The 13,597-nt window shown below is 37.0% G+C and carries 9 protein-coding genes; 4 read left to right on the top strand and 5 right to left on the bottom strand.

Annotated features, from left to right (window positions below):
• The first annotated feature begins 158 nt into the window (after positions 1-158).
• The 4 genes from IPM47_13040 (at position 159) to IPM47_13025 (ending at position 7,979) form a co-directional block, all read left to right on the top strand.
• A complete protein-coding gene (locus tag IPM47_13040; protein ID QQS27800.1) occupies positions 159-2,783 on the top strand; it encodes a gliding motility-associated C-terminal domain-containing protein in 2,625 nt (874 codons plus the stop codon).
• A 189-nt stretch (positions 2,784-2,972) separates the two neighbouring features.
• Complete coding sequence (locus IPM47_13035; protein ID QQS27799.1) at positions 2,973-4,166, top strand: IS4 family transposase; 1,194 nt, start codon at positions 2,973-2,975, stop codon at positions 4,164-4,166.
• A gap of 346 nt (positions 4,167-4,512) precedes the next feature.
• Positions 4,513-6,627, top strand: a complete 2,115-nt coding sequence (locus IPM47_13030) for a hypothetical protein (protein QQS27798.1) — start codon at positions 4,513-4,515, stop codon at positions 6,625-6,627.
• Between the two features lie 128 nt (positions 6,628-6,755).
• Entirely contained in the window at positions 6,756-7,979 is a 1,224-nt protein-coding gene (locus IPM47_13025) for a CofH family radical SAM protein (protein ID QQS31470.1), read from the top strand.
• 276 nt (positions 7,980-8,255) lie between these two features.
• Here IPM47_13025 and IPM47_13020 read toward each other — a convergent pair whose 3' ends face one another.
• The 5 genes from IPM47_13020 to IPM47_13000 form a co-directional block, all read right to left on the bottom strand.
• On the bottom strand, positions 8,256-8,807 hold the full coding sequence (locus IPM47_13020) for a cupin domain-containing protein (GenBank protein QQS27797.1): 552 nt from the start codon (positions 8,805-8,807) through the stop codon (positions 8,256-8,258).
• Positions 8,808-8,976: 169 nt separating this feature from the next.
• On the bottom strand, positions 8,977-9,333 hold the full coding sequence (locus IPM47_13015) for a hypothetical protein (protein QQS27796.1): 357 nt from the start codon (positions 9,331-9,333) through the stop codon (positions 8,977-8,979).
• 207 nt (positions 9,334-9,540) lie between these two features.
• Positions 9,541-10,323: a Fic family protein gene (locus tag IPM47_13010; protein ID QQS27795.1), complete on the bottom strand. Its 783-nt coding sequence runs from the start codon at positions 10,321-10,323 to the stop codon at positions 9,541-9,543.
• A gap of 1,090 nt (positions 10,324-11,413) precedes the next feature.
• The gene (locus IPM47_13005) at positions 11,414-12,958 is read right to left on the bottom strand and encodes an acyl-CoA carboxylase subunit beta (protein QQS27794.1); all 1,545 of its coding nucleotides are present in this window, start codon (positions 12,956-12,958) and stop codon (positions 11,414-11,416) included.
• A 53-nt stretch (positions 12,959-13,011) separates the two neighbouring features.
• A complete protein-coding gene (locus IPM47_13000; protein QQS27793.1) occupies positions 13,012-13,524 on the bottom strand; it encodes an acyl-CoA thioesterase in 513 nt (170 codons plus the stop codon).
• Positions 13,525-13,597: the final 73 nt, after the last annotated feature.

Below are 13,597 nucleotides of genomic sequence, written 5' to 3'. Positions count from 1 at the left end.
ACCTGTATTAGTGTAAAATTGGCTTGATAAACGACAAATCGAGAAAATAATAGAAAAGACTTCTTTTTACCTCATTAAATTTACCTAATTTTACTTTTCAGTAACCTTTTTAATACTAACCAACTCAACAATCAACTAATCTCACAAAAAATTTAACTATGAAATTATATTTACACAACTTTTCTTTACTCTTACTTTTTGGAAGTTTGTTGTTTTTAAACGCTCAAAATGCCTCAGCACAATTGCTGGTTGATGGAACAATGGATGATTTATCCTTAGCACAAACATTGGCCGGCGAAGGAGTTACAATCTCAAACGTAGTTTTTGACTGTGCTGATGCAAGTGGGGCTTTTGGTTGCGATAGCGGAAGATCGTATGGGTACTTTGAATGTCAGAATTGTAATTTAGGTTTGGAAGCAGGTGTGTTGTTGACTTCCGGTTGCATTGACAATGCCATCGGCCCAAATGATGCCGGAGGTGCAGCAAGTTCTATTGGAGATCCCGGCGATCCTGATCTCGATTTGATTCCGGGTGTATTAGGCACAAATGATGCTTGTGCCCTATATCTTGATGTTGAAGTAGCTGCCGATACGCTTAAATTTAACTATGTGTTCGGGTCAGAAGAATATCTGGAATTTGTCGGCTCTTTTAATGATGTCTTTGCTTTTTATATCTCCGGCCCTAATCCGGCAGGTGGCAATTACGTGATGGAAAACATAGCAATCATTCCGGGCACAAGTACTTATGTTTCTATTAACAATGTTAACGATGTTGATAATTCGGCCTATTATGTCAATAATGGCACAGGAACAACTTTCCCAAACAATTCAAATGATTATTATATTCAGTACGATGGCTTTACCGTTGTATTGGAAGCAAGAGCAGCGGTTGTACCTTGTCAGACTTATTCTCTGAAATTAGTAGTTGCCGATGATTTGGATTCTACCTTAGACTCCGGAGTATTTATAGAAGCCGGAAGTTTAACAACCAATAAAGTTACGCTTAGTGCAAGTACTGCTTTGGCAAGTGCCGGATTTTTAAATGCGGTTGAAGGATGTGTGGATGGTATAATTGATTTCTCTGTTGACTTTGCACCAAACGATACCTCTGTGATTTATTTTGAAGTTTCGGGTACTGCGACAAACGGAATTGATTATTTGTCTATCCCCGATAGTATTATCCTATATCCCGGAGATACTGCCTATCAGTTAATTATATCTCCTTTTGCAGATGGAGTGTTAGAAGGGTTGGAATCTGTTCAAATAAAAATTATCAATCCCGGATTTTGTACTTCCGGTGTGTTAGATAGTGTAGAGTTATTTATACAAGACAACATTGTTGCCGATGCCGGGAATTCTCCTATTTTGACCTGTCCCGGAAGTGCTGTTCAATTAGGGCTTTCCGGAGGAATAATATGTCAATGGATTCCATCTGATTTTTTAGATGATCCGACAAGTTGCTTTCCGATAGCCTCGCCCTTAAACAGCATCACCTATACTGCAATCACCTCAGTAGGTCCTTGTATTGATACCACTTATGTGCAGTTTATTATGGACGATAATGCCGACCCACAGGTGCCTCCTGAATATAATACCTGTATAGGACAACCCGTTCAGTTTAATGCCTCAGGGGGTTTATTTTATTTATGGACCCCTACTACTGATTTGAGTTGCAGTAACTGTCCAAACCCAACTTTTACCGGAACAGATACTACTTCTTATATTGTAAGAATATTTGACTCCGTTGGATGCGAAACACAATTACCTGTAACAGTCAATGTAGGCAACGGAGATTTGGGTTTAGTACCTGAAACCTTTACCGTCTGTAACGGAGAAACATTAGTGTTAGATTTAGGCGTTTCAGGTGCTGATTCATTCAATTGGAGTCCCGCAACCGGATTAAGCTGCACTGACTGTCCAAATCCTACTGTTACAACCACAGAAGACATCACCTATACTGTTACTACCGCAGTCGGGGCATGTTCTCAAACCACGACGAGGAGTGTTGTTGTCAGTACTCCTGTTGTTAGTGCAGGTACTGATTTTTCAGGTTGTGAAACATATTCTGGAACCTTAGGTGAACCTCCTTTAACAGGATACACTTATCAATGGTCGCCGGCAACAGGCTTGGACGATGCCACATCTTCACAGCCTCAAATAGACCTTTCGGTCAGCAATTCAACCGTTCAAACCTACACGGTAACAGCTATAGATGCCAATGGATGTGAAGTAACAGATGAAATCACCTTAACATTAGATTATCCGAGAAGTTTACAAATTGCTCAACAGGATAGTATCGTTGAAGGTTCCGGAGTTTCTATTTCAGTAAGTGGTGGAATAGAAGGTGATACTTATTCATGGGCACCTGCTTCATTCATAACTGACCCAAATCAAGCTACTGTTTTTGTAAAACCCGGACAAACAACAGAATTTACAGCAACTGTAACTACCCCATTAGGTTGTGTAAGCGAAACTTCGGTCATGGTATATGTTGTTGAACCACCAAGATTATTAGTGCCTTCCGCATTTTCTCCAAACAACGATGGTATTAACGACATTCTTCGCATAGCATCTCGCGATGTAACTTCACTGCAACTGTTCGCTATCTATAACCGTTGGGGCCAATTGGTGTATGAAAATACAGGCAACCTAAATGAAGGTTGGAATGGAATGATGAAAGATGAACAACAACCGGTCGGAGTATATGTTTACTATATAGAATACTTCGAATTGGGCAATAATCAACTTAAAGTTGCAAAAGGCAATGTAACCCTGATAAGATAACGGGCTGCGCAATAATTAACATCAGTATCAAAAACGGCAAGAAGGGATATCAACTTTTCTTGCCGTTTTTATGTTTTACTTGCTTGTAAAATAAAAAAATCACTACTAACCGACAAAAAATAAATTAAGGAGCTGCCCATCGGGGCAAGCTCCTTTTTTCATATTTTGGTTCTACTACAAACTAAAAATATGAGAGACAAAGATAAGCATTTAGTCGGTCAGCCGATATTCAAACAGTTATTGGAATTTGTTCCACGCAACAAATTTGATTTGCTTGTTAATAAGTACCAATCAGATCATTATTACAAGACCTATGATTCGTGGACACAACTTGTTACGATGTTATTCGGGATATTGAGTCGATGTGATTCTATGGGTGAAATCTGTGATGGTATGCAGGGTTTAACAGGCAAACTCAATCATTTGGGCATGGATAAATCACCGGCAAAGAGTACGGCAGGCGATGGTCTTAGAGGTCGAGACAATGAATTTTACCAAGCCGTTTATTTTATGTTACTCGATCATTTTAAGCCTATTTTGTCGGTCAGCCGGATTGGGAATGTCTCCTTTTCCAAACTTTTCATTTTCGATTCAAGTACGATACGCCTTTTTTCGAACATTATGAAAGGAGTTGGTCGCAATCTCAAGAATGAAGGGAAGAAAAAAGGCGGACTGAAGGTTCATATGATGATTGATGCCCACAGTGATACGCCAGATTTTGTAAAAATCAGTGAAGCTAAACAGCATGACAAGAATTTTCTGCAATATTTGCATCTGTCGCCTCACAGCATGGTTGTGTTTGACAGGGCTTACAACCATTATCTTCAATTTGCTCAATGGACAGAACGACAAATCAATTTTGTATGCCGTTTGAAAAAGAATGCTGTTTATCAGACACAGGAAGTTTTATTTACAGCAGAGCCGGCAAAGAACCAAGCGGGTGTTTTGTCGGAAGAACGCATCTTACTTGCATACAAAGAAGATAAACAAGAAAAGACTTTGCGCCTTCGAAAGGTAACTTACAGGGATGAAAAAGGGCGTATGTATGACTTTATCACCAATAATTTTGAGATAAGCCATGAAGAAGTCGCCTATCTATACAAGCTGCGATGGAACATTGAGTTGCTTTTCAAGAAGCTCAAGCAGAATTTTCAGCTGCATTACTTTTATTCCGAAACAGAGAACGGCATCAAAACTCAAATCTGGTGTACCCTGATTGCACAACTTTTACTGCAAGTGCTTCGGGTAAAATCAGAGAGCAAAAAAGCCTTTTCAACCATTGCAGCACTCATTAGAATTCATCTAATCAGTTATCTTGAAATATTTTGGATGGTGCAAAACAGCCGAAGAGCTTACAGCAAGCTCAAAAAACGAAACAAATAGCCCAGTATCCAAATTGATTTATTCTAAAATAGAGGGGGGTAGGTTTTTGAAGGCTTGGAAAAATTCCTTGAAAATAAAGGGCTTACAATTGTTTTTTGCCGTTTTTTAAAGATTACCCGTTTAATAGTGTAAAAAAATATTGATTTGTATGTGAGAATTTAAAAAAGAAAATAAAATCAAATTTCCCTGTACCAATTCAAGTTCATACACAATTGGGTCATTTGTTTTTCTTTCTTTCCATTCATCTTGCATTATATTTGCAGCCTGAATTATAGAAAATGTATTTAACCACTTCGTTCAAACTTGTGAAAAGAGTTTGAAACCCCAAAAAAAATAGCATTCTATTTTGAAAGCATCATTAGTAATAGAGCAGTATCCCTATTGGTATATACTGTTATGCTTGTTTTTAGGTTTTATCTATGCTTTTGTCTTATACTATAAAGAATCTTCTTTTAAAGACTCTACACCAAACCAACAACTGCTTATTAAGGGTTTAGCCTTTTTCAGAATGTTAACAGTTGCAGGTATTGCATTCCTGTTACTTTCACCTTTGCTCAAATCGAGAAACATTGAAACTGTTGAACCGGGTATTCTGATTTTACAGGATAATTCAGAATCAGTCGGTCTGTCTTTTAAATCCTCTAATGACAGTGTTGTTTTCAAAGAAAAGGTAAACCAATTGGCTCAACAACTAAATGAAAACTATAAAGTATCTTCTTACCATTTTGGGGACGCTCTGAAAGACGATCTGAAGTTTTCGTTTGACGAAAAGGTAACAGACATCAGCAACAGTCTCGAAGAATTGCAAAACAACCACGCCAATCAAAACATAGGTGCGATCATACTTGCAACTGATGGAATTTACAATCAGGGCAGCAATCCTCAATATGTAACAACGTCTTTTAATGTGCCTATATTTTCAATAGCATTAGGAGACACTACCCCACACCGTGATTTGGTTATTGACAAGGTTTTGCATAACCGTATTGCCTATTTGGGCGATAAATTTACCATCAGAATTGATGTTTCTGCCAAAAACTGCAACAACGAAACCTCTTCACTTAATGTCTATAAAGGCAAAGGAACCGCTCAAAAACTGGTAGGTAAGGCGGTTCGGATAAATTCCAATAACTTTTTATTATCCGAAGAAATTACCTTGGATGCCGATGCCCCGGGTATTCAACAATATTCTATCCAAGTAACGCCGATTTCCGGAGAAATTACCAATCAGAACAACCGTCAGGATATTTTTGTAGAGGTTTTGGACAGCCGTCAGAAAATTCTTTTACTTGCCAATAGCCCTCATCCCGATTTATCGGCAATCAAACAAGCAATTGAGATAAATAAAAACTATCAGGTAACAACTGCTTTTATCAATAATTTCAACGCTCCGGTACGCGATTTTGATTTGGCTGTTTTACATGGTTTGCCTTCAGTTGCCAATACTGCCTCGACTGTGATTGGCCAACTGAAAAGTGCTAAAATTCCACTATGGTTTATTATAACCTCTCAAACCTCTTTAGGTGGACTAAATCAGGTTCAAAACATCGTTCAGATAAATCAAACAGCCGGTAGCCCAAATCAGGTGAAAGCCGAAATGCAGCAAAGTTTCAACCTGTTTACCTACGAACCCGAGCTTATTCAAAACCTGCAAATGCTTCCTCCCCTGCAATCTCCTTTTGGCGAATACAAAACTTCTCCAACAGCGCAAACTCTCCTGAAACAGAAAATCGGAACAGTCAGTACAAATTATCCTTTAATGGTGCTTGAACAAGCAACGGATTATAAAATTGGGGTATTATGTGCTGAAGGACTATGGCGGTGGCGAATTTTCAATTTCAAACAACAACAAAGCCACGACGCTTTTAATTCGATAGTCGGAAAAATTGTACAATACTTATCGGTAAAAAACGACAAGAGAAAATTTCGGGTAACTCAACCTAAAACTCTGTTTACTGAAAATGAACCCATTAGTTTTGACGCAGAACTATACAATGACAGTTATGAACTGATCAATGAGCCAGAAATAAATATAAATATCACCAACGAAGACGGGAAAAACTACACTTTCACCTTTAGCAAAACCCCAAATGCCTATTATTTAAACGCCGGAGTATTACCGGTGGGTAATTATACTTATTTGGCAAAAACTGCATGGGCCGGACAAGAATATAAAGCTCAGGGCAGTTTTACGGTAACCCCCTTACAGTTAGAAACCCTTCAAACCATTGCGAACCATCAATTATTACATGCGCTGGCTCAGAAAAGCGGAGGACAGGTTGTATATCCCGGACAAATTGATTCTTTGGTAAACTATATTAAACAACAACCCAACATCAAACCTGTACAATACAGCAGTTTTAAAACAATGCCCCTGATAAACCTGAAGTGGCTGTTCTTTCTGCTCCTTCTTTTCTTATCCGTTGAGTGGTTTGTGCGTAAATTTTTTGGAGGATATTAAGACAATTTTTCTATTCCAAATACAGAAACCGGTTTTCAAAAAACCTTTGTATTTATCTGTATGTTTTACACTTATCCTTTTGGTTTTTCAATGCTTATTGATTAAGCAAACAAAATTTTAGTTCTATGATTTCAGCCACTGATAAATTAGAAGCCATCATATCTCATTCCGGATTAGACCGTGAAATGCGCAAAATTGCTCAAAAAGTCGTTTCAAACGAGCGTATAACCTTTGACGAAGGGGTACTATTATATGAAAAAGGAGAAATCGGATTTTTAGGCGCATTGGCAAACTATGTCAGAGAAAGTAAACATGGAGATTTCACCTATTTCAACCGGAACTTTCATATTGAGCCAACCAACCTCTGTGTTTACAGTTGTAAATTCTGCTCCTATTCCCGTTTAATTAAACAACGAGAAGACGGTTGGGTAATGACAGAGAAGGAAATGCTCGATATCGTAAAAAGATACGACGGTAAGCCTGTAACTGAAGTTCACTTAGTTGGGGGAGTTATTCCGCAAATGGGATTATTTTTCTTCGAAGAGCTGATTAAAAAAATTAAAAGTCATCGGCCTGAACTACATGTAAAAGCATTCACCCCGGTTGAATATTTCTACATGTTCAAAAAGGCAAAAGTATCTTATCGGGAAGGATTGCAAATCTTACAAAATGCCGGATTAGATTCTATTCCGGGAGGTGGCGCTGAAATTTTTGACGAAGAAATCAGAAATACGATCTGTGCCGACAAATGTACCGCCCAGGAATGGTTAGACATTCACGAAACTGCGCATAGTTTGGGAATACCTTCTAATGCCACTATATTGTATGGACATATAGAAAGCTATGCTCATCGAATTGACCATCTTGACAGATTAAGAAAACTTCAGGACAAAACAAACGGATTTAACTGTTTTATACCTTTGAAATTCAGATCTGCCAATAATGAAATGTCCTATTTAGGAGAAGTTTCTGTGATTGAAGATCTTCGCAATTACGCAGTGTCAAGAATATATTTAGACAATTTCGCACACCTCAAAGCATATTGGCCAATGATTGGACGAACCACTGCTCAATTAGCGCTTTCCTTTGGGGTGGATGATATTGATGGAACAGTGGACGATACCACAAAAATATATTCAATGGCAGGCTCTGAAGAGCAAAATCCTTCTTTGACAACCCGCGAAATTGTGAACCTGATTAAAGCTGTTGGCCGTCATCCAATCGAAAGAGATAGTCTCTATAATGTGTTAACAGACTATTTAATTGTCAACCCACCTGATGAAACTGAAGCTCCACAGTTTATTGAATTACCTGTTTTGCACAAACACAATGGCTATTCTAACGAAAGTTAAGTAACTTAATATGGGAAAAAGTAAATATTTAGATCAGGATTAAACATGCAAAATAGTCAAAATAATTTGTTCTGTACTGTTCAACCTGCCGAAACAGAAAATATCGAAGTGGGGTATTAGAAACAACACTGTTCATTTAGCTGCCACTTCCGAAATTTCACTGAGCATTTGTAATCAGCTTTACTATGTTCCGGACACGAAGTTGTTTTATCAGATGTCGGCACCTTTTTCTACGAAGAGATTTGTAGTTAATATGATGCTAAAAATTTGCTGTATTTAGTCAAAATATTTTGGGTAAGAAGGTTTGTAACCGAATAAATAAGCAAAAGGTGTCAGAATAATGAACAGAATTTTTTGAACTGCGAATGGCGGTTTTGCAAGCCGGAACACATTTTGGTATTTGATAGCCATCAATGCCACCTGCAAAATGTTTGGCATTCCTTCATCATTTGTTTTACCTTCGTTTGCAAGTCCGGTAACAGTTTCAAGCAGGTTTTCTGTATCCATTGCAGGTTGAACTTTCCAGTTCACGATTGTTTTGTTGTCAGAGTTATTCCACATTGAATGAACTTTATTAACAGGTATGTGCAGAGTTTCTCCTTGTTTCAACACTTTCAGTTGTCCGTCAATGCGAACCGTCAACTCACCTGTTATCACCTCAAAGTCTTCCACCTGAAAAGGATGAAAGTGTGCAGCAGGTTCTTTGGAATGTTCGTTGTAAGTGGCTTCCATTTCTAAGAGTTTTCCATTCGTGTCTTTTCTTGTTTGCAAAAACTTAATGTCGTGCCGGGTCTTTGGGTTGCGGATAATTTTATTCTTAATTGCCATTTCTAATATTCAGTGTTGATTTCTAATGTAAGAAATTCATTTACATAACTTAAAGCCAACTCTAACGGTTAGTTACAAAACATCAAAATCCTTGAATTGAAGCTGTTTAAGACTGTTTATAAGTTGTGCAATATCACCCTTTTAATAGGTTGTTTTTCAACTCAGTGATTTAGTTTTCATCGTTGTCTTGTTCTACATGTAAAATGTGTAAAAGTCTATGAATTATAGGTGCAAAGAATACTGCTGTTATACTTAAAAATGCAACTCCACTATATAGTGCATAGAATGATGAAAATAATTTAGCTCTTGGTGAAATCATGTCTTCAACAGGCCCCATACCTGTCAAAATCATACAAGACATATAAAAACTGTCAAGCCAGGAAATATTTCCCAAATAATGATAACCAAATGTTCCCAATAGCAATGAAAATGAAATAAGCCCAAGAATAAATAGGTTATACAGACCAAGCCTGATTAGAAAGTGAAGTAAGGGTTTTATTTTTTGTTTTCTATTTTCAAGTTTCATTCCTTTTCAATTTCAATGGGTTATCCGAATAATCAATTAATGCTTCCAGTGTTTCCAACATTTTTTTGTTTTGATAAACAAGAAAGTGGTCAATTTTTCGCTTAGCAATTTAATCTCAAGTTAAGGTTATATGAACAACCAAATTATGATGAATGTCAGGCTGCTTCCAAACACCGCAACTCTGTCAGTAATAGTTTGCTTTCAGCATCATAAAGCGTTCAATAAAGAGTTAGGAAGCATGAGTAAAAACGGAACACTCAACTCGTATTTCACTTCGTAATAGTTTACTCCAATCTGCAGGTTTTTGTAATAGGTCAACCTGTTATTCCAATAATTTTTTTCGGACGTAATGAACCAGGCATTGTCGCCAAGCATTTTTGCTAAAAACCATTTTTCAATTAGTCTTGTTGCTCTGCCGTTGCCGTCAACAAACAGATGGATGTTTACAAATACTAAATGAATGTAAGCTGCGAAGTAAAAAACTTCGATTGTTGTTAAATTGGATTTAAGCAAAATTGAAATGTCAGCAAACAGTTTTTCCAACTCTTGTTTAATAAACTCGGGTTCAACCGCCAAATAAATTAGTCTTCCTTCACTTCTCACACCAACTTTTACTTTTCTGATTTTTCCTCTTTCCTTTTTTTTCAAAATGGAATGGGTCAGAATTTCATGAGCTTTTAAAATGTTTTCAAGTGTCAGGTCATTTTCTCTTGCGAACTGATAAGCTGTAATCAAATCTTCAATTTCTTTTATCTCTTTTGTTTTGAGGTGAAGGTTAAATTCAACTGACTTTAGATAAGTATCAAAACTTACGGTGTTACCTTCTATATTTGAAGAGTGTACCGCAGAATTTGCATGATAAAACCTGAAGTCCTCTAATGTTTGCGGTATCTTATTAATTGTCGCAAAAGCAGATTCTACATCAACTTTCAGGCGTGTTTTGTAGTCGTTGAAGTATTCAGTCTTTAAAATTTTGAGTGCCAAAGTCATGTTTCAAAGTTACAAATTTTGTGTCTGAATTCTTCAGCATTTGTCTGATAGTTCAACGCAATAATGGTTAATCTTACATCGTCCACAGGCATTGACTCTAACATCAGTATAACAAATGCAATTATTAAATCAATCTCCGCCTTATCATTAGAATTGTAAACACCCCAAAAAACTATTAAAAGCAATTTTCAGAAGAGCAAACTTTGGTTAAGCGTACATATAAAAAGGACATTCTAAAGCAAAAAAAAAGTTAACCATTCAATCCCTTTTTCTCTCATTAACTTATTTTGTAAATCCTCCATCTTTTTTTCAAAACACCGCAGTTAGGTTAAAGTCATAGGATTTCAGTTGACATTCTATGACTTAAAAACTATCTCGTCTTGAATATTTTCAGAAAGTATTGAACAACGATTAGTTTTATTTGTAAAAGCCAACTTTTTAGGTGATTGAAAGGAAAGGTAGCCTAAACAAAACTGTATAATGTGTTGAAAAACCTTTGAATTAAAGCATTTCCGAAAGCATTACCACAAATTTGGCAGACTAAAAACAGTGAATTGAGGAAACTTAAAGTTAACAAAGTAGATTTTACTGACTTATTCAGGAATAAAATTGACTTTCCAAATATTTATGAAACAAGATTTAGTCCGTTTCTAACTTCATTTAAAGTTTTTGAAGTAAGAACCGATTGGTTTCTTACTTCATCTATAGTACTTGAAATAAGAAATAGTCGGTTTCTTATTTTATCAATAAATTTTGAGGTAAGAAATGAACTGTTTCCTGTTTCATTTCTAAGTAAACAAGTTGGAAATGAACCGTTTCTTGTTTCAATTTCTTCTTTTCAAACAAGAAATGAGGCATTTCTTATTCCATAATTCACCAAGATATTGATTTTATAGGTTTAAGCGCCTATTTTTGTTTCGGATTTTTAATTTTCAGGATTTTGTTTTTTTGTTTTCAACCCATAAAGCTTTAATAAAACCTTATGGTTTAAAAAAATATGCCGGGAGTATCAAATTTTGTACAATTTAATATCCAATGAAGTACAAAATAAATTCTGAATTGTTAAAAAAATCAATATCTTTTTTGAAATTTACAACGGTATATTGTCGTGTTTTTTTCTTGGGAGATTGGCGACTTTATTCTCCAGCATTTTGAAACCTTGAATTAGTCGAATTCTGGTTTGTTCGGGATGAATAACTTCATCAATAAAACCTCGCTCGGCTGCTCTGTATGGGTTGGCAAAGGTTTCGATAAATTCCTGTTCTTTTTCTTTCAATTTCTCTTCAGGAGAAGTGGCTGCCACAATTTCGTGTCTGAAAATTATTTCTGCTGCTCCTTTTGCCCCCATAACAGCAATTTCAGCACTTGGCCAGGCAAAATTCAAATCTGCATCAATATGTTTTGAATTCATCACATCATAAGCCCCCCCATAAGCCTTTCTAACAATCACCGTTACTTTCGGTACCGTAGCTTCGCAAAAGGCAAATAGTAATTTAGCACCGTTTGTAATAATGCCATTCCATTCCTGATCTGTTCCGGGAAGGAAGCCGGGAACATCTACAAGCGTTAACAATGGAATATTAAAAGCATCACAAAACCTCACAAATCGTGCGCCTTTTTTGGAAGAATTTATGTCTAATACACCGGCTAAATAGGCCGGTTGATTGGCGACAACACCAATGCTGCGACCGGCTATTCTTGCAAACCCAACCACAATGTTTTCAGCATAGTCTTTATGCACCTCTAAAAATGATTGATCATCAACAATTCCGGTAACTATTTCTCTGATATCATAAGGTTGATTGTTGTTTTCCGGTAAAATGTTTGCAAGGTTAGGCCGCAATTCGTTGTCTTGGGATTGATAAGGATAAACCGGAGCGGTTTCTTCACAATTCTGAGGAATATATCCCAGTAATTGTCTTAGCGTTTCTATACAATTTACCTCATTTGTACAAGCAAAATGGGTTACTCCTGATTTTGAAGCATGAGTATTTGCCCCTCCCAATTCGTCGTGTGTTACATTTTCATGAGTTACTGTTTTAACCACGTTCGGCCCTGTAACATACATATAAGAAGTATTCTCTACCATCAGTATAAAATCTGTGATGGCAGGTGAATAAACTGCTCCACCGGCACAAGGTCCCATGATTGCAGAGATTTGAGGAATTACGCCGGAAGACATGGTATTGCGAAAAAATATATCCGCATATCCACCTAAAGACATCACTCCTTCCTGAATTCTTGCCCCTCCGGAATCGTTTAAACCAATGACAGGAGCGCCGTTTTTCATCGCCAAATCCATGATTTTACAGATTTTTTGTGCATTGGTTTCAGAAAGTGAGCCTCCAAAAACGGTAAAGTCCTGTGAAAAAACATAAACCAACCGCCCGTTGATGGTTCCATATCCGGTAACAACACCATCGCCGGGAAACTGTTGTTTGTCCATTTCAAAATCAGTACAACGATGTGTAACCAACATTCCGATTTCATGAAATGATTCAGAATCCAACAACAACTCTATTCTTTCACGGGCTGTTAGTTTTCCTTGTTTATGTTGTTTTGCAATTCTGTCTGTTCCGCCTCCAAGTTTGGCTGAAGAAATCTTATTTTCAAGCAATTGAATTTTGTCCTGCATGATTTGCTTTGCTTTGTTTGGTAGTTGCAATTAATATTATGAAATCGGCTGTTCTAATCTGTAAATATAGCTTTTAACTCTTCAGACTGATTAGGTTTCATTCTTCCGGCTAAAATTAAGCGCAAATCACGTCTTCTTTGTGCACTTGCATAAAATGCCCTTTCTTCATCGTTGGTCGGTTCAATTTTTGGCAAAGGAAGTTTGTTGCCCCATTCGTCCAATCCAACAAATGTAAAAAAGGCCTCGTTACATTTTCTTCGTGTACCCGGGTTAATACCTTCTGCATGAACTGTAATGTGAATTTCCATCGAAGTGTTAAAAATACGGGTTACTTTTGCTGTAATTGTTACAATTTCACCAATTCGTATCGGGTTGTGGAAAGCAACACTGTCAACTGAGGCAGTTACACAGACACAGCCCGCATGTCGTCTTGAACAGACACCACCTGCAATATCCATCCAACGCATTAAATTGCCTCCCATCAGGTTATTCAAAGTGTTTGTATCATTTGGCATGACCATTTCTGTCATGATAGTTAATGAATCAGCGGGGGTTTTAACCAGCATATTTAATTGATTGTTTTATTTTATAAATGTGGGTATAATAAGCTTATCTCTTGCCTGATAAATGCAATGAATT

The sequence above is a fragment of the Sphingobacteriales bacterium genome (genome assembly GCA_016700115.1).
Classification (GTDB): domain Bacteria; phylum Bacteroidota; class Bacteroidia; order Chitinophagales; family UBA2359; genus UBA2359.
This window is presented reverse-complemented; position numbering and strand designations above follow the sequence as displayed.